This is a genomic window from Lujinxingia vulgaris (assembly GCF_007997015.1).
GTDB classification, from domain to species: domain Bacteria; phylum Myxococcota_A; class Bradymonadia; order Bradymonadales; family Bradymonadaceae; genus Lujinxingia; species Lujinxingia vulgaris.
Genome location: NZ_VOSM01000005.1, coordinates 191,378 through 209,795 on the forward strand (window position 1 = coordinate 191,378; position 18,418 = coordinate 209,795).

The 18,418-nt window shown below is 64.8% G+C and carries 14 protein-coding genes; 2 read left to right on the forward strand and 12 right to left on the reverse strand.

The features are described 5' to 3' along the window. Positions 1-73 precede the first annotated feature (73 nt). From FRC98_RS12215 to ppx, 5 genes are all read right to left on the reverse strand, one after another. Complete coding sequence (locus FRC98_RS12215) at positions 74-997, reverse strand: Kazal-type serine protease inhibitor family protein (protein ID WP_230467542.1); 924 nt, start codon at positions 995-997, stop codon at positions 74-76. Positions 998-1,259: 262 nt separating this feature from the next. Further along, positions 1,260-1,886 carry a Kazal-type serine protease inhibitor family protein gene (locus tag FRC98_RS12220; RefSeq protein ID WP_146981724.1) on the reverse strand — a complete coding sequence of 209 codons (627 nt, stop codon included), beginning with the start codon at positions 1,884-1,886 and terminating at the stop codon, positions 1,260-1,262. A 156-nt stretch (positions 1,887-2,042) separates the two neighbouring features. Further along, complete coding sequence (locus tag FRC98_RS12225) at positions 2,043-5,018, reverse strand: TonB-dependent receptor domain-containing protein (RefSeq protein WP_146981725.1); 2,976 nt, start codon at positions 5,016-5,018, stop codon at positions 2,043-2,045. 12 nt (positions 5,019-5,030) lie between these two features. Continuing rightward, positions 5,031-6,095 (reverse strand): hypothetical protein, encoded by a 1,065-nt coding sequence (locus FRC98_RS12230; protein WP_146981726.1) that lies wholly within the window; start codon positions 6,093-6,095, stop codon positions 5,031-5,033. Positions 6,096-6,284: 189 nt separating this feature from the next. Further along, on the reverse strand, positions 6,285-7,778 hold the full coding sequence (gene ppx, locus FRC98_RS12235) for an exopolyphosphatase (RefSeq protein ID WP_146981727.1): 1,494 nt from the start codon (positions 7,776-7,778) through the stop codon (positions 6,285-6,287). Positions 7,779-7,953: 175 nt separating this feature from the next. Between ppx and msrA the strand changes: the two genes are divergently transcribed. Further along, on the forward strand, positions 7,954-8,685 hold the full coding sequence (gene msrA, locus FRC98_RS12240) for a peptide-methionine (S)-S-oxide reductase MsrA (protein WP_230467543.1): 732 nt from the start codon (positions 7,954-7,956) through the stop codon (positions 8,683-8,685). 60 nt (positions 8,686-8,745) lie between these two features. Here the strand turns inward: msrA and FRC98_RS12245 are convergent, their stop codons facing one another. Both FRC98_RS12245 and FRC98_RS12250 read right to left on the reverse strand, forming a co-directional pair. Beyond that, positions 8,746-10,113: a class I SAM-dependent RNA methyltransferase gene (locus FRC98_RS12245; RefSeq protein WP_146981728.1), complete on the reverse strand. Its 1,368-nt coding sequence runs from the start codon at positions 10,111-10,113 to the stop codon at positions 8,746-8,748. A gap of 659 nt (positions 10,114-10,772) precedes the next feature. After that, positions 10,773-12,527 (reverse strand): ABC1 kinase family protein, encoded by a 1,755-nt coding sequence (locus FRC98_RS12250; RefSeq protein ID WP_146981729.1) that lies wholly within the window; start codon positions 12,525-12,527, stop codon positions 10,773-10,775. Between the two features lie 391 nt (positions 12,528-12,918). On the opposite strand from FRC98_RS12250, the gene FRC98_RS12255 reads away from it, so the two are divergent. Continuing rightward, positions 12,919-13,875, forward strand: coding sequence for a hypothetical protein (locus FRC98_RS12255; RefSeq protein ID WP_146981730.1), 957 nt, complete (start codon positions 12,919-12,921; stop codon positions 13,873-13,875). A gap of 47 nt (positions 13,876-13,922) precedes the next feature. Here FRC98_RS12255 and FRC98_RS12260 read toward each other — a convergent pair whose 3' ends face one another. The 5 genes from FRC98_RS12260 to FRC98_RS12280 form a co-directional block, all read right to left on the reverse strand. Then, positions 13,923-14,684 carry an energy transducer TonB gene (locus FRC98_RS12260; protein WP_230467544.1) on the reverse strand — a complete coding sequence of 254 codons (762 nt, stop codon included), beginning with the start codon at positions 14,682-14,684 and terminating at the stop codon, positions 13,923-13,925. Between the two features lie 7 nt (positions 14,685-14,691). Beyond that, positions 14,692-15,087, reverse strand: a complete 396-nt coding sequence (locus FRC98_RS12265) for an ExbD/TolR family protein (protein ID WP_146981732.1) — start codon at positions 15,085-15,087, stop codon at positions 14,692-14,694. Further along, on the reverse strand, positions 15,077-15,715 hold the full coding sequence (locus tag FRC98_RS12270; protein WP_230467545.1) for a MotA/TolQ/ExbB proton channel family protein: 639 nt from the start codon (positions 15,713-15,715) through the stop codon (positions 15,077-15,079). The genes FRC98_RS12265 and FRC98_RS12270 overlap by 11 nt, the downstream gene beginning before the upstream one ends. A 256-nt stretch (positions 15,716-15,971) precedes the next feature. Beyond that, positions 15,972-16,877, reverse strand: coding sequence for a sulfurtransferase (locus FRC98_RS12275; RefSeq protein WP_230467546.1), 906 nt, complete (start codon positions 16,875-16,877; stop codon positions 15,972-15,974). A 272-nt stretch (positions 16,878-17,149) separates the two neighbouring features. Further along, complete coding sequence (locus tag FRC98_RS12280) at positions 17,150-18,115, reverse strand: sulfurtransferase (RefSeq protein WP_146981735.1); 966 nt, start codon at positions 18,113-18,115, stop codon at positions 17,150-17,152. Positions 18,116-18,418: the final 303 nt, after the last annotated feature.

Sequence of the window (18,418 nt, forward strand, 5' to 3'; positions counted from 1 at the left end):
GCGCCCCTCTCGGAGCGCCGCCGCGTTCGCAACTTCATATACTTCATATCGGGCGAATGGCCCTCAGCACGGCTTACAGGCCGCCGCACGCCCCCTGGTGGGCCACGTCCACATCGGCGCAGCCGGCCTGGCAAGAGTTGCCGTAGGTGTTGCCATCTTCACCACACACCGGCGCGTGAATCATCGGGCAGATGCAGTCGCCGGGGATATCGGCGCGGCACGCGCCTTCATGGGCGATGTCGACGCCGGCGCAGCCGGCTTTGCAGCCGTTGGAGTAGGTCTCACCGTCGGCGCCGCAGACCGGCGCGTACTCTTCGGTGCAGATGCAGTCGCCCGGACCCTCATCGCGGCACTCACCTTCGTAGGCCACATCCACATCGGCGCAGCCGGCCTGGCAGGAGTTGCCGTAGGTGTTGCCGTCTTCACCACAGACCGGCGCGTGAATCATCGGGCAGATGCACTCAACCGGCTCCACCGGCTCACACTCACCTTCATAGGCCACGGCCTCACCTTCACAATCTGCCTCGCAGGCGTTGTAATAGGTCTGGCCATCGGCGCCGCAGACCGGCGCGTACTCTTGCGGGCAGTAGCAGATGCCCGAGTCATCCTCGGAACACTCACCCTCATAGGCCACAGCCACATCGACGCAGGCCGCCTGGCAATCATTGCCGTAGGTGTTGCCGTCTTCACCGCATACCGGCGCGTGAATCATCGGGCAGATGCAATCCGCCGGCGGAGGCGTCTCACCGGGGCCTGGCTCGGCCGGGTAGGCATCCTCATCGATGTCTTCGTTCTCGAAATAGTCGTCGGGCTGCTCGCCAGGCGGCAGCTCATCGGCCGGCGACTCCCCATCCGGGTCCGGGTTGTTGATCTGGTCGTTTTCCATGGCCCCCTGCGAGCTGGCGGAGTCGTCCGGGACGACCTCACCACCACAGCCCATAAGCGCCACCATCAAGAGCGCGCAGAGCGCGCCACGAAGTCCACATCCATTCATCATTTTTGTCATCGTTATCATCATAATGACCTCCCTGGTCGTTGATCGGTCGAAGTCGCGAACGTCCCGACGCAAGAGCAAAGCCCGTGCCAGAGAAGCAAAACACCCCGGAACCCCCGAAAACAGGGCCTCCGGGGCATCTTCTGACGTCGGCGGCAGTCGCATTCCCTCAAATTTTTGACTGATCCACGCGACACGCGCTCAAAGAACTGTGAAACGAATCGCAACTCTGAGGCCGCCACCTCGTTTCGACGCGGGGCCCGGCTCAGTCCTCCTGTCCCGGCTGCTCTTCGCCACACGCGCCTTCATGGGCTACACCCACTTCGGCGCATTTTGCCAGGCAGGGGTTGGCGTAGGTTTCACCATCCTCGCCACAGACCGGCGCGAGGTGGCGCGGGCAGGCGCAGACCGGTGCGCTCTCCTCCTCACCCGCTTCTTCGTCGCTGGCTGCCGCGCATTCGCCCTCGTAGGCCACACCCACTTCGGCGCACTTCGCCAGGCAGGGGTTGGCGTAGGTTTCACCATCCTCGCCACAGACCGGCGCGAGGTGGCGCGGGCAGGCGCAGACCGGCGCACTCTCCTCCTCACCCGCCTCTTCCTCGCTCATCGCCTCGCACTCGCCCTCGTGGGCCACGCTCACATCCACGCAGGCCGCCTGGCAGGCGTTGCCATAGGTAGCGCCGTCTTCGCCGCAGACCGGCATATAATGCATCGGGCAGATACAATCTGCCGGCGGCGTCTTCGGTTCAGAGGCTTCCGGCGCCGGCGAGCTGGCTTGCTCGGAGGAGCCGGTCGGCTCGGAGGAGTTTTGATGCGCGCAGCCCGCCGCCAGCGCCAGCAGCAATGCGAAGATGGCGAGGTAAACGCCAGCGTGGTCTTTGATTGTCATCATATCGGTCTTCCTGCGAGACAGGGGTTGGGTCAGGGCGTTTATCCAGAACACGCCAACAGAAGCGGCATCGGCCCCGGGGGGCCATCCGCTCCTGGTACTACGACGTCGGACTTCCAATAAAAAGTCATCTCGAAGGCCCGGAAACCAGCCGCCCTATTAGAAACGCGCCATCACACCAAAGGTCGGCAAAATCGGCAGCCCGGTGAGCGGCTCAGAGTCGGAATAGTCGTAGTTGTAGCGCGTGCCCTCCTGATTCTGGGCGTTGTAGACGTTGGTGATGTCCAGATAGACCGCCAGCGTCCAGGTATCGAAGATAAAACGACGATCCAGGCGCAGATCAAGCTGATGGAAGGTCTTGGAGCGCACCGAGTTCGGCACCCCGTAGCGGGGCTCATAGTTGTCGCTATCGGCATCAAAAGACGCGCCGATCACCGGCGTCTCCGGGTTGCCGGTGACCACCCGGAAACGGGCCGAGAGGTCGAGGTTCCAGGGCAGGTTGTAGCCGGCGACCATCGTCAGGATATGGGTCTGGTCGTAGCTATAAGGATCCCACTCCCCGGTGCGCAGGTTGAGGCGCTCGGATTTGGAGAGCGTGTAGCTCAACCACCCGAAAAACTTATCTTTGGGGTAATGGCGCAGCAGAAGCTCCAGCCCGTAGGAGCGCCCCTGACCTTCGTTTTCGTAGATCAACGGCTCCGGCTCCCCGGTCTGCTCGTTGACGGTCTGCGCCGAGGTGTCGTTCACCAGGTCGAAGGCGTCGCGGTAGTAGAGCGTCGCGTCGACCTCCAGGTGCGCGCGCGGCTGCCACTCCGCACCCACCGCGTAGTGCATCGCCTTCTCAAAGGTCAGGTCGGGGTTGCCAAAATCTTCCTCGGTCTGCCCCGGGATCGGCGGCTGGGTGAAGAGGCCCACGCCGCCTTTGAGCACCACCGCCTCGTTGATCTCAAAGCGCGAGGAGAAGCGTGGCGAGATGGAGACCTCGTTGACGGGACCGAAGTAGTCGGCGCGCACGCCGGGGGTCAGCGTCCAGCGATCGAAGGCTTTGTACTGCGCCTCGGCGTACACAGCCGGCAGAATCTCGGGGGTTGAGCGCGAGCCCACGAGCCCGTCGTTGCCGATGTTCGGCGCGCCGCCCTGCCCGTCTGGCGAGACGCCGTCGTCTGGCGAGGTCTCAAAGGCCGGCACCGCATAGGAGTAGACGACGTTGGAGAGCTGCGCGTCCACACCGGTGCGCAGGCGCAGGTTATCGGAGAGCTTCCAGCGAAGATCGTTGCGCACCTGCGACTGGTAATAATCCAGATCAAAGAAGATGTCTTCGCCGGCCTCCAGCGCCACGGTGTTCAGGCCAAAGGAGGTCATCAGGGTGTTCTCAATCGCGCCGCCCTCGGGCTTCCACTCCCAGCGAATCTGCCCGCGATGAAAGGAGTTACCAAAGCCCGCGTCGCGCACCTGCACGTACTGGTCGCCCTGGGGCTCCCCATCGGGAAGCACCACCTCGATCTGGTCATCGGAGCCGTAGACGAAGAACTCCACCTTATGGGCGCCGCTCTCGCTGCGGTAGGTCACCCAGCTCTGGTAATCAAAGTAGCGCGGCGCCACGACCGTATCGATCTCCAGCGCCCGCAGCACCGTGGGCAGGAAGAAGTCGTAATAGCTGCGACGCCCCGCCAACGCGAAGCTCCACCGATCGTTGATGGGCCCCTCCACGATCGCGGAGCTGTCGAGAAGATCGACCTCCACCATCCCGTGAAAACGATCGTTGCGCGGCGAACGGGTGCGAAGATCGATCACCCCGGCGGTGGCCCGGCCGTAGTAGGTCGAGAAGTTGCCCGGATAGAAGTCGATCGCCTCGACCATCTCGGTGTTGATGACCGCCGGTCCACCAAAGAAGTGGTAGACGAGCGGGATGGAGTCGCCCTCCAGAAAGATCTTGGTGTCGTTTGGCGAGGAGCCGCGCACGATGATCTGCCCGCTGATGAACTGCGCGCGCGCCACCCCGGGGAGGTTTTGCACCACGCGCACCACATCGCCGCCGGTGCCCGGGATGCGGCGCACCTCATCGAGCTCGATGGTCTGACGGTTGACCTCCTGGCGCTGACGTCGCGTCACCGTGCGGCCGCGGAAGGTGCCCTCATCGTCGGCCGGCACGTAGTAGTTGCCGCTGGTGACCTCACCGCCGGCCACCTCCACCTCGAAGGTCGAGGTGACGTACCCCGACGACGCCGCGCGCAGGATGTACTGGCCGGGCTCCACCCCGGCAAAGCCGAAGCGGCCGCCGGCCTCACTGAAGCCCTGGCGCACCTCCTGCTGGGTCTGAGCATCGAGCAGGCGCAGCTCCACACCGGCCAATGGCGAGCGCGAGCCCGCCTCGCGGATCTCGCCAATCACGTTGTCTTGCGCGCGCGGCACCCGGTACTCCACCTCCACGAGCTGACCGGCGGGAAGTTCAATATCCGTCTCAAAGTCGAGGTAGGCGTCGACCTGCAAAAAGACCTGGTAGTCGCCCGGGGGCACATTGCCGAAGTAGAAGCTGCCGTCGGCCTCACTCAGCGCGCTGGCCTCGGGTTTGGGCTCGTACTCATCGCCGGTGTAGACGATGCGCACCTCGGCCCCCTCAATGCCCTCGCCAGAGTCCGGGTCGAGCACCACCCCGGTAAACTCCGCGGGCAAGATCGGCAGGCTAAAGCGCACCGTGAAGTTGAGCGAGACCGGGATCGGCTCACCGTTGAGGCGCGCCGGCTCAAACTTAAACTGACGCGCGGCCTCGGCGGCCGACTCATCCAGGCCGAAGCCCAGGCCTTCGACCACCTCGACCTTCGAGACGTCGCCGGCGGTGTTGATGGTCAGCTCCAGGATCACCGCGCCTTCCACCCGGGCGTCTACGGCCTCATCGGTGTAGTCGGCCTCCACTTCGCGCAGCAGCTGCGGAGGCTGCAGCTCCCCGCGAGCCGTGCGTTGGGTGGGCGGCGCCTGGGCCGGCGCCTCTTCGGGCGCCTCACCGGGCTCGGCCCCATCTTCCTGAGGCGCCTGGGCCGGCGCCTCCTCTTCTTGAGCTTCTTGAGCAAAAAGCGTCGCCGGCGTCGTCGCGATCATCAAAATCGCGAGCGCCACAGGCATCCATCGAGTCTTCATCAGCATCATCATTTACTCCACCACCAGCAGGCGCCGCTCAATAAAGTCCCCCCCCAGGCGCGCGTCGCGCACCACCGACCACAGGCGCACCCCGCAGCCCTCAGCCTCGGGCTCCTGGCACTCCACCTCGGCCTGGTTCGACGAGACCACCAGCGTGGTGATCGGCGCCTCTTCCAGCGTGGTATCCGGCAGTACGAAAAGTCGGCGAGAGCCGCCGAGGGTGCCGGAGGTCGTGAAATAGCGGAAGACGAAGGCTTCTTCGCGCGCAGGCGGTGGCTCCTCAGCCCCTTCCGGGGTGGGAGGCTGGTAGGTCTCCACGCTCTCCGGGCTCACCACCGCGCGCAGCTCCAGAGAGACGCCGGTGGGCACGCGCAGATCCCCGTCTTCGGGGATGGCCACCCACTGATCGTCGTGTGCGGCGTCGGCCTCAACCTCCCAGCCAGCCCGATCGCGCAGCTCCGAAAGATCGCTCGGATCCTCAGGCCGCACCTCCACCGCCATCATCACCGGGTTGGTGTTCGGGTTCTCCCCTCCGGTCGAGAGCATCAGCGACTTCGACGCGACCAGCGAATCATCGCCCGCCGAGATCTCCAGCCTCACCGAGATCTCATAGCCCCGGCTGCAGTCGGTCACCGGCAAGAATCGCGCGAGCTCCGGGTCGTCGAACCGCTCGGCGATCGCCTCCTGAATCGCCTCACAGAACCCCAGCACCTGGGCTTCGGTGAAGGGGTTCTCAAAGACCACCTCCGCCTCATTCCCCAGCTCAAAGTCGATGCCCTGCACACCGAGCTCGGCCAGTTCCTCATCGCCCAGGGGGCACTCATAGCCGTCGGCCGCGGAGCTCTCCAGCGGGCACCACGACCAGGCGTAACTCACCTCCTGACCCTCGGGCGCGTACACCGCCGCCGAGAGTGTGGTCTCCCCCTGACCGGCCACCACCACCGGCTCGGCCTTGATCGCCATCAACCGCAGCTTGTCGATCTTCCAGTAGGGGGCAAACTCCCGGCCACAGCCCGAGAGCACCACCGCCCCGAGAAGTACCCCCATCAGGAGCACCCCGCGCCAACTCCGTTTCATCTCAACCTCTCGTAACCAACACATCAAACGTACCAGACACTTTTGCAGGTTCTTCACGCTACCGGGGCAAGTGTGTGCGCCCAGCGCCCGAGGTCAAAGCCTCGCAGGTGAAAAGTTCTTCTCCAGCCCCCCATCTATGGCAGCCGCGCGGCGATCGCGCAATCCACGCCCCCACAGCTCACTCCGGGATCAGTGCAGGTTGAGCCGAATGCGCGCCGCCTCCAGGCGCTCGGCCTCCTCGCGCAACACCGCGCGCGTCAAAGGCATCGAGCGCAACCACCCTTTCGGAAAACTCAACGTCAGCACTCGCCCCTGCACCTCGGCCTTAAACTCGGGCACAGCCTGATCGACCCGGTTGCGGTTGAGCAGCACCGCCAGGCGCAAGAGCACCGCCAGACGCCTTCCGGAGCGCGGAAGTTTGCCGGCCATCCCGTCAAAACGATGCGGCTTAAACTCCCGGCGATGCGTACGCACAAGCGCCCATAACAGATGCTGATCCTGGCGCGAAAACCCGGGCATATCCGAGTTTTCCACCAGGTACGAGCCATGCTTGTGGTAGCGCGAATGCGCGATCGCAAGGCCGATCTCATGCAGCCGGGCCGCCCACCCGAGCACCGTCACAAGGTAGGGATCGTCGATCTTCCAGCCCACGGCGACCTGCTCCCACAGCGCCCGCGCGGTGGCCTCCACCCGCGCGGCATGCGGCATGTCCACGCCGTAGCGCGCGCAGAGCGTGGCCACAGTCTGCTCGCGAATATCTTCGCGGCTTAAGCGCCCCACAAGATCGAGCATCAGCCCCTCGCGCAGCGCGCCGTCACTTGGGACCATCCGCTCGATCTGCAAAATCTCAAAAGCGGCGCTCAAGATCGCCACCCCGCCGGCAAAGACCGGCGCGCGATCCTCGCTGACCCCGGGAAGATGTTCCGGCAGCGCCTGACCATCTTTGATCAGCCGCCGCCGCAACCGCTGCAACCCGCGCGGTGTGATGGCGCCGCGGCTCCAGCCCTTCTCATCGAGCACCTGCGCTACTGCCTTATTGGTCCCCGACGATCCCACCGCCTCGCTCCATCCGAGCTGGCGGTAGCGCGTGGCCAGCATCTCCACCTCCTGCTTCGCCGCCAGGATCGCCTCGGCCATCGCCGCCTCGGTGACCTTGCCGTCCGGGAAGTAGCGCCGCGTCCACTCCACGCACCCCATATACTTCGACTCGCGCTCCAGGGGCTCAAAGCCCTGGCCTACCACAAACTCGGTGCTGCCCCCGCCGATGTCGATCACCAGGCGGCGCCCCGGGCCGGGCTCCATCGTGTGGGCGACGCCCTGGTAGACGAGGCGGGCCTCTTCGAGACCGCTGATGATCTCGACGGGCACCCCGCCCAGGGCTTCCTGGATCTCTTCCATAAAGGCGCGCGGATCGCGGGTCTTGCGCAGCGTGTTGGTGCCCACCGCGCGAATATCGCCCGGCTCAATGCCCTGCAGGCGCTCCCCAAAACGTCGCAAACACCCCAGCGCGCGGGCGCGGGCCTCGGTGCTCAGGGTCTTATCGTCGCGCAGACCGGCGGCCAGGCGCACCATCTCTTTAAGGCGGTCCACGACCTGAAGTTGGCCATCCTTCTGGCGCGCGATCACCATATGAAAGGAGTTGGACCCCAAGTCGATCGCCGCGATCATCCGCTCTGCTGTCATAGGACTCCCGTCGTTCTTCCACTTTCTCACAAGGCCCGCTCGCCAGAACGCAACCGGTGTTCAGTCTCAAGGTAGCGCGAGGGCCGCCGCGGCGCATCCCACATGCGCGACTTCTCCCCCATGATACCGTTGAAACGTCTTTCTTTTTAAAAACTCCCACCGCCCTGAGGTCCTGATGTCCCGCCAACTTCTTCCCACCGCCTGGTTCGCCATTCTCCTGCTCATCGCCGGGCTGGTCGCGGGCTGCCAGCCCTCCGAGACCCATCGAAACGGCGACGCAGCGCAGAGCGAGCAGCCCGGCGCCGCTGTCGATCAAGCCGATCAAGAATCCCCCGCTCGCCGGGGCGGCACCGAGCTCTCCACCCCCGATCTTGAGAGCGAGGGCCTGGCGCGCGCCACCTTCGCCGGGGGCTGCTTCTGGTGCATGGAGCCCCCTTTTGAGCGTCTGGAAGGCGTCGTCTCGGTGACCTCCGGCTACACCGACGGCCCCGAAGAAGCCCCCACCTACAGCGAGGTCTCGTCGGGCCAGACCGGCCACACCGAGGCCGTGGAGCTCCTCTACAACCCCGACATCGTCAGCTACGACGAGCTGCTCACCGTCTTCTGGCGCGCCCACGATCCCACCGACCTCGAAGGGCAGTTCGCCGACCGCGGCTCGCAGTACCGCCCGGGCGTCTACACCCACAATGACTTGCAACGCGAGCAGGCCGAGGCCTCCAAAGCGGCGCTGGAAGCCGAGGGGCCTTTCGACGAGCCCATCGTCACGCCCATCAAGCCCGCCCGGCCCTTCTGGATCGCCGAGGAGTACCACCAGGATTATTATAAAAAGAACCCCACCCCCTATCAGCGCTACTACGAGGGGAGCGGCCGCAAGGGCTTCTTAGAGCGCACCTGGTCGGCCGACTGAGCGCACACACCTTACACCACTCGCCGCATCTCAAAACCGCGGGGGCGGCCTCAGGGTGATTCAGGTGAGCTCAAAACGCCCCAGAAGCTCCACATGGGTGGTCTGCGGGAGCATGTCGTGGGCCTGAAGCTCCACGAGCCGCCAGCCGGCCTGCTCCAACACCTCGGTGTCGCGAGCAAAACTCGAGACATCGCAGCTCATGTACACGAGCATCTTCGCGCCCAACGCCCGGGGCTTGCTCAGGCCCTCGCGCAGCGCTCGCGAGAGCCCTTTGCGGGGCGGGTTGAGCAGGATCGCCTCCGGCCGCGCCATCGTCCCCTCGTCGGGGCAGCCGGCCCGCCAGTCCGCAGATCCCAGGTCGACGACCCGGTAGCGCGCGTCCACGCCAGCGCGCGCCGCGTTGAGCCGGGCGCTCTCAATGGCCGAAGCCACACTCTCGGCGCCAAAAATGCGCACGTTCTCGCGACCCACCGCCGCGTTAAGCCCCAGCCCGCCGATGCCGCAATAGAGATCCCAGATCACCTGCGCGCCCTGCACCCAGCTGGCCGCCTGGCGGTACATCGTCGAGGCCACCTCCACGTTGAGCTGCGCAAAAGCGCCCGGATCGATGGCGAGCTCCACCTCCCCGTAACGCTCGATCAGCCGGCAATCCCCGGCCAGGGTGCGCGAGGCGTCCACGCGGATGGCGTTGGTGTCGCGATCGTTGACCGTCAGCGCCACGCCCTGCACCGCCTCGATGGCCATGATCGCCTCGGTGGCCGCCTCCAGCCAGTCGGCGTCAGGCTCGCGCACCACAAGCTCCACGACCACCACCTCGCCAGCCCCCGGCTGCCCGGCAGCCCGCACCGAGATGTAGCGCAGCCCCTGCGCTTCATCGCTCACCGGCACACCGAGCGCGCCCAAACGCACTTCCGACTCCGCCTGCACCCGCGAAAGAATCGGGCGCACCACCTGACAGCCCGACATCGCCGCCACATCCTGGCTGCGCGGGGCATAGGAGCCCAGCAGGAGCCGCCCGGCGCGACGCGTGACCACAAAATTGGAGCGGTTGCGGTAGCCCAGCGGCCGCGGAGCCTCGTGCCAGCTCCAGCGCAGCTGGCGGTCGCCGAGCAGCTCGGTGACGCGATCCTGTAAAATCTGCGCTCGGAGTGGGGCGCGCACGTGCATCCCCGGACACCCCCCGCAGCGCCCGCGCACCGGACCGGCGTGCGCGCACACCGGCAGCTCAAACCCCTCCCCGCGCGCATGCACCCGCGCCGCCCGCGCAAAGTCGCGGGGGTGATGCTGACTCGACGCCACAACCTCCAGATCGACCCGGTCGCCCGGCACCACGCCCGGCGCCAGCACCCGGCGGCCCTCAAGCTCGACCCACCCTTCAAAGTTCGCGTCGATCCCGGCGATCACCACGTCGTCGATCGTCTTGCTCATGCCCTGCTCACTCGCTCGTGCTTCTGCGGGGCCTGCGCACAGGCCGGCCCCTCGACTTCTGCCCTCCGCCTTATCAGCGTCGGCCTTTCGGGGCAAAGCGCAGAGAACTCCGGACGGGTCTCACTCGACTCCCAACGCTCAAAACACCTGCGCGAGCGACGCGATCACGCCATCTCGGCTCAAAACGCCTGCCCGAGCGATGCGATCACGACATCTCAACTCAAAACGCCTGCCCGAGCGATGCGATCACGACATCTCAGCTCAAAACGCCCGATCGACCCTCGACAACACGTCCTGGATTTCCAAAACGCGTGCTCGGCCCCCGTTCACGTGTTTTGGGCTGGAAAATCGCCCGATCGACCCTCGCGATCGCGTTTTGGGTTTCCAAAACGCGTGCTCGGCCCCCGTTCACGTGTTTTGGGCTGGAAAATCGCCCGATCGACCCTCGCGATCGCGTTTTGGGTTTCCAAAACGCGTGCTCGGCCCCCGTTCACGTGTTTTGGGCTGGAAAATCGCCCGATCGACCCTCGCGATCGCGTTTTGGGTTTCCAAAACGCGTGCTCGGCCCCCGTTCACGTGTTTTGGGCTGGAAAATCGCCCGATCGACCCTCGCGCTCACGTTTTGAGTTCCCAAAACACCTGCCCGGCGCCCGCGCACCTCAATCTCGCCGCATAAGCCGCATCAGCGGTCCCAGGCGCAACTTCTTACCCTTACGGCTCGCCGCCACATGCCAGCCCAGCGACCACCAGAAGAGCGTCGTGGCCGAGAGCGCCGCCAGAATCCCGATGATCAAAAGCACCGACACCCCGAAAATCTCCCGATCGAAGGGCCGCAAAAGCATCGCCGCCACCACCGCCAACCCCGAGGCGATCACGCCTAAGAAGAGGCGAGTGCCCAGGGTGTTGAGAACTTCGCCGAGCTGGTCGAGGGATTCGTTGCGCACCGTCACCGTGAGGTTTCCGCCCTCCAGGTCCATGAGCACCTGGTCGAGCTGCTGGGGCACCTTGGTCACAAAGCTCGAGACCCCGACGGCCGCGCTCAGCGCCGACTGCGCGAGCTTTTTGGCCGAATACTTCTTCAGCGCCAGATCGCGGGCATAGGGCAGGCCGATGGCCATCACGTCCATATCCGGCTTGAGCCGGCGCATGATGCCCTCGATGGTCGCCGCCGTCTTCACCAGCACGGCATAGTTGGGGTTGAGGCGAATGCGGTGGTACTGCGCCGCGTCCATCACCTCCTGGATGAACTGGCTCACATCAAAATCGCCCACCGTCGCGCTGATGTACTTATCGCGCACCCGCTCCACATCCGAGCGAAACTCCCGCAGGTTCACCCGCCCCACCGGATCGCCCATCTCCAGAAGGGCGCGGGCAATCGCGTCAACATCGCCGGTGAGCACGTTGAGGATCAGCCCGATCAGGTCGTCCTGCTGCCGACTGGAGAGGCGCCCCACAAGCCCGAAGTCGATAAAAATCAGCGAGCCATCGTCGCGCACCATGATGTTGCCCGGGTGCGGATCGCCGTGAAAAAACCCGTCGTAGAGCACCATCTTGACCATGGCGTCGAGCAGGTTATGCAGCACGGTCTCCGCAAGCTCGCTGCCCCCCTCGATATCCGCGAGTTTGCCGGCCTGCACAAACTCCATGGTCATGACTTCGGCGCGGGTCAGCTCGTCGTAGACAAAGGGCACGCTGACGCCGGCGACATCCGCGAAGTTTTTGCCGAACTCCTGCACATTTTTGGCCTCCTGACGAAAGTCCAGCTCCGCCAGGATCGCCCGCTCAAACTCCTGCACGATGGCCGTTGGCGAGTAGAGCTCGATCTCCTCGACCGTCGCCTCCAAAAAGCGGGCCAGATAATAGAGAAGATCGAGATCGGCGCGAATCTGCTCGTCAATACCCAGGCGCTGCACCTTCACGACCACCTGCGTGCCATCCTTCAACGTCGCGCGGTGAACCTGACCGATGCTCGCCGCCGCAAGCGGCTTCTCCTCAAAACTCGCGTAGGCCTCCTCCAGCGTCAGCCCCAGGCTCGACTCCACCTGCGCGCGGATCGTCTCCATGGGCATCGGGCTGACCGCGTCCTGAAGCTTGCGCAGCTCGTCGAGGAACTCCTTGGGCACAAGGTCGGGGCGCGTGGAGAGCACCTGCCCGAGTTTCACAAAGGTCGGCCCCAGGTCTTCGAGCACACGCCGAAAACGCACCGCCGCCTCGGAGCGGTCCGGACCGATGAGCGCCTCCACGGCCTCATCGCCCTCAAAGCCCTCACTCTCCTGGCGCAGCCCCCCGTCGCCCACAAAACGCCCCAGCCCCGCCCGCCGCGCCACCGCCGAAAACCCGTGCCGGGTCAGCACACTGGAGATGGTCCGCAGGCGCTTGATGTCCTGAACCGCCGCTCTGACTGGTGATGCCATCGTGCCTACTCCCACACTGACGTTTTCAACCGGCAACCTCGCCGCACCCTAGCAACAACTTCCCTCGACGACCACATAAGCAGCGCCGCACCCAACCACCCAACCCCAACCCGCATACCACCCACGCCCACACGAACCTCCCCACACCGCATACCCCCCAACGCCCTCAACCACACAACCACCCAACCACCTAACCACAAAACGCACCCCACCCCTCGCCCACACGAACCTCCCCACACCGCATCCCCCTGACCCCACACCCTTACATCTGTTTACACCCCCGATTGACATCTTTTGAAGGGATGCCGAGAATGCCGGGCCGATCTGGAGCCACCCTTGCGCGCGCTCCCGGCAAAGCCCCTGGCAACCTCTTCGGCCTCCCCTATCGCCTATGCGACTCTCACTTGCGCGCCCCGAACAGGCCCGGCGCCTCAGCCAGTTCTACCGCTCGATTCACGGGCCGGAGTTTGCTCATCAGGAGCTCTTCAAGCCCGATACGCTGGCGCAGCTGCTCAGCGATGGCGAGATCGCCATTGTGGTGGCCACCCACGAGCGCGATCTTCTGGGCTGCGGGCTGGCCTTTGTGCGCAGCTGGAACCAGTCGCTGGAGATCAGCACCTTGAGCGTCTCAGCGCACCCTCGCCGCGGCGAGATTGCGAAGGCGCTTTTTGAGGCGTTGCGCCGGCTGGGGGTAAAGTCGTACGGCGTGGCGTTTTTCCGCGCCTCGACCGAGTCGAGCTTTCGCCGCGGCCGCGACATGGGCGCGACCTGCTGGGGCTATCGCCCGGCGCCCGGCTCCCAGGATATTGGCCAGGCCGAGCTGATCATGGGTTTTATCAACCCCGGCGGCCAGCACCGACGCGCCGAACCCCCGCATAACGCGCTGACATCGACGCCTTTTGCCATGCGCATCATCGATCTTCTCGATGAGGCCGAGCGCAACGTGCCTTACCCCAAAAGTTTTCCGGTGGGCTGCCCTCGCGGCACCGGCGCGCCGGTGATCTCCGGGCGCATCTGGCCGACCTACCACTCCCGCGGAAACTACATCTACATCGAGAACGCCGCGGGCACCTTCCCCGTCGAGATCATCAAAGAGTTCACCGAGCGGGTGCGCAAAAAAGGTGTGCGCGATGTGCGCCTGACCCTGCCGGTCAACCACGAGCAGGCCTACCACCAGCTCTGCGCCATCGGCTTTCGCGCGGTCGCGTATCTGCCGGGCTGGTTTTTGCGCGGCCCCAACCGCTTTGATTGTGTGGAGCTCGTCTACGGCGCGCCGCCGATCAACCACAGCCCCACGACCTTCGTGGAGCGCGCGGTCACCAAGATCCACAAAGATCTTCGCGCCTGATTTTTTTAATTTTTTTTTCCCTGACAAACGCTTGCCAGGGCGCGGCCTTACTCGAGCAAAAAATTCACGGGAACGACGAGCTCAAACTCGTCGATCACCGCGTCTTCGGGGAGGCCCGCGTAAGGCTCGGCGGCCTCCACCATGCGCAGCACCTCCTTATCGAGGAGGTTGTTTCCGCTGGAGCGCACAAGCTGCGGCGGCTGCGCCAGGGTGCCATCACGACGGATGATGATGCGCACCACCGCCTCCCCCTCCACACCCATGCGGCGGGCCATGCGCGGGTAGCGTTTTTCGGCCTCCAGGGCACCGGTGATGCGCGATTCGTAGGCCCCCCAGTCCACCGGATCGACAAGCGGCGCCGGCGGCTCGGCGGGCTCAGGATCGGGCGCGGGCTCATCGACCACGGGCGCCTCTTCCACAGGCTCAGTCGCCTCCGGCGCCACCTCCTCCGGAGGTTCCAGACTCACCGGCGCCTCTTCGGGCACAGGCACGATCTCGGGCTCCGGCTCGTTGACCACAACCTCGGAGCTCGCCACTTTCGGCGCCTCAACCTGCTGGCGAGGCGGCGGTTTGACGGGCTCCGGCGGCGGCTCGGGCACAACCTCCGGCTCAGGCATTGGCTCGGGCTCGGGCAAAGGCTCCACCGGTTCGGCCACCGGCTCGGGCGCTTTTAAGGTGAGCGTGATCGGCTCCGGATCGACCTCTTCGGCGCGATCAAAGCTCAGCGGCACCGCCGCAAGGCCCAGATGCAACGCCAGCACCACGCCCAGCGGTCTGCCCCACCCCACCCTTTGCGAAGATTCCGTCATCACGCGCTCAGTCGGCCTTGCGCGTGGCGATGGAGACCGACTCAAACCCGGCCTTCGACGCCTCATCAAAGACAAACACCGCTTCTTCCAGCGCCACCTGGCGGTCGCCCACGAGCACGAGCACCTCAAAGCTCTCGCGGCTCTTAAGCAACGCCTGGCCCAGTCCCTCGCGGGTCACCGGGTCGTCGCCCAACATCATCGAGCCATCGGCTTTCAGCGTGAGCGTCTGCGCCTCCGGAGTGGCCGCGCTTGTGGACTCAGCCTGGGGCAGCACCACGCCCATCTCGCGCACCCGATCGAAGTTCGCCGCCAGCACCACGAAGATCAGCAGGATGAAGACCACATCGATCAGCGCCGAGACGTTGATGGTGGGCGACTCCCGCTCAAAACTCTCAAACTGCATCGGCCGCCTCACGCACCAGCGTGGGCACCGGGCGCTTCTGCCCCGGATCGGTCTGGGGCAGCGGCAGCGCGGTGAGCACCTGCGAGATCGCGTCGCTCAAGGTCAGCCGGAAGCCGTCGGTGCGCGCGTTCAAAAAGGTGTAGCCGGCCAGCGAAGGCACGGCCACCATCAGGCCGGCGGCCGTGGTCAGAAGCGCCTTCCAGATGCCCGAGGCAAGAAGTTGAGCGTCGACCATCGCCGCGCCCGCGCCCTGCATGCCGATGAAGAGCTCCACCATCCCCACCACCGTGCCCAGAAGCCCCAGGAGCGGAGCGACCTGCGCGATGAACGAGAGGGCGCCGACGTTTTTCTCCAGACGCTGCAATTCCAGGCTGCCGCAACGCGCGGCTTCGGCCTCCACACGATCCGGACGACGCTCAAAAGTCTCCAGCATCGCGTCGATCACGCGCCCCACCGGGTGAACGCTACCCCGGGCACGCTCGCGCGCCCCGGCCATATCGCCCTCATCAATGGCCTCGAGCACCTCACCCAGCCACTGCACCTGGCCCAGGCGCTGCGCCCGAAACTCCAGCGCTTTTTTGACAAAAATGGCCACCATCAACGCCGAACAGGCGTAGATCGGGGCCATCGCCCATCCCCCATTTGTCATCAATTCGCCAAGCGTCATCGCTGCTCTCATCGCTTCGGTGGACGTCAAACCACGCTCCTTCCATAGCGTAATCACTCCACCCTAACAATGAAAATCAGTTTCAATTTCACATCTTTTCGTCTTTTTTCGACGACTTAGCCTCCGCAACGCCCGCGCGCGCCCCCGATCACGCGATCTGCGGTGAATGGACACCCTTTCGGCCTCACCGCGATCGCGCTGCATCCCCATTCTTGCCCTAAGGCACCCGCACCGGCCGATCGCTCTGACGCGTCCACTCCCACATCGACGCGTCGTAATTGGCAACCTCCCCATAACCCAGCGCCCGCAGCACCGAATACACAAAGCCCGAACGGATGCCCCCGGTGCAATACGCGATCACCTCGTCGGTGCGCTCCACCCCGCGCGCCTTGAGCATCGACTCGATCTGTGCGCGGGATTTGAGCCGCTGCCCCTCAAAAAGATCTTCCCACCAGAGATGCTGCGCCCCCGGGATATGCCCGGCGCGCGACTCCCCGTACTTGACCTTGCCGCCGTACTCCTCGGCCTCGCGGGTATCGAGCAGCGCCACGTCGTCTCGCGAGAGCGCCGCCTGAACCTCGGCAGTGGTGGCCCGATAGGCCTCCCGGCGCCGCACCTCAAAATCGCCGGCGCTTCGGTCGGCCTGCGCTCCGGATTCGAGCTCGTGTCCAGCCGCCTCCCAGGCCTGAATGCCCCCCCAGAGCACATAGACCCGCCCATGCCCCACGTACTCCAGCGTCCAATGCAGCCTCCCCTCCTCGCCCCACGTCCCCGGCGCGCGCCAACCCCCGTAGACCACCACCGGCTTACCGTTAAACACGCCGGCCTCGCGCAACCTCACCTGAAGATGCGCGTTGCTCGCCAGCGCCCCCTGCTGCTCCCCGCTCACAAGGGTCGTCCACGGCACGTTTGCTGCCCCCGGAAGATGTCCCCGGCGAAAATCCGAGGATTCGCGCGCATCCAGCACCGCCGCCCCCTCGGCGATCAGCGCCCGGGCGCGCTCCACATCCACGAACACTTCAACGGCCTGCTCCCCAAAGCTCTCCAGAGTTCCGGAAGTCGCAGACTCCTGCGCCTGCACCGGGCAGATCGCTCCGCTTGCGCAGAGTAACCATGCGCCCATGACAAGCGTCGCCAGCGCCCCTCCCACACCTCGAAATCTTCTGCGTTGTGTCGCCAAAACCGCTCCTTCTACCTTCAACCTTCGCGCGTCCCTCATAAACGCTCGCCAGCAGGGTGCGCCATGATCACATCACTCGGATCACTCTGAATGTCGTAGCATCCCGAACAAAAAAAACGCGCCGCCTTAACGTAGGACGTCTCAGCAGCGCGCTTTATTTGATCGTCATACGCCGTGCGCGGCTCACCGGGAGCCACAAACCCGGGCGCTGAGCCTTAGTCGCGCTCTTCCACCACCTTCACCGTATCTTCATCGCGCGACCACTCCCACCACGACCCGTCGTAGTTCTTGGGCTCGGGGTAGTCCAGGTACTTGAGCACCGCGTAAAAGAAGCCGCTGCGCACGCCACTCTGGCAGTAGGGAATGGCCAGGGTGCCGTCCACGATGCCCAGCGCTTCGAGCTCAGCGCGAAGCTCGTCGGCGGGGCGAAGCGTGCCGTCTTCCGACAACACATTCTCCCAGTGGTAGTGCACGGCTTCGGGGATATGGCCACCATAGTCATTATTGCGCAGGTTCTCGCCAAACCACTCCTCGATGGTGCGCGTATCCACCAGACGGATCGTCTCATCCTCAATCGCCGCCTCAACCTCCTCGATGGTCGCGCGGCGCTGCGGCTGCAACTCCACGGTGAAGTCGCCCTCCACAGCCTCATTCACACCGGCCTCAATCGCCTCAAAACGCGCGCCGGTCCACTGATCAAAGCCACCGTCGAGCAGGTAGACGTTGTCGTGTCCCAGGTACTCCAGCGTCCAGAACACGCGACCCGAGGCCGACTCCGAGCTGCCACCACCGCCGTAAATCAGGACGGGCTGATCGTCGTTGATGCCGTGCTTGCGCGCCTCATTCTGCAGAAACCCGGGATCTTCGTGGATGATGCCGTTGAACTCCGGCTTCGCAAAGACCTTCCAGTCGATGTTGATCGCACCGGGCACATGCCCGGTGGCGTAGGTGGTGTCCTGGCGCGTATCGAGCACCAGCGCGCCCTGCCGCCGAAGAAACTCAAACTCCTCGGCATTGACAAAAACCTCCGCCTCACACGTCCCCGTCTCCTCCGAGCAGCCCTCGGGCGTATCGAATTGGGCGGCCTCCTGGCCACACCCCACCGAGAGCGTCAGCGCCACTGCCGCCGCAGCCCACATCGACCATTGCCCTGCTTTTTTCGTCGCTTCGATCATGCCCATCACTGCCCTCGCTACGTCACTCAGGCCCGGTCTGAAGCCGGGCGGGTTTGTTCATCCATAATTCCTATCCGCAAACTATGAATTGCGGACACGAGAAAACATAGCGATGCACTAGGAATTAATCAACCTCGAAACAACACACCCAATACCCCATAAAAATCAACCACTTAACCAACATGCATGCACGGATGCGCGATTATTTACCTCCGCATCCGCAACTTTCTCCGCCAGCGCTCGACAATAAGAAGGTGACCCTGACCACGAGCGACGCGCGAGGTGCGCCTGCCTTCGCCAGAGACCCAT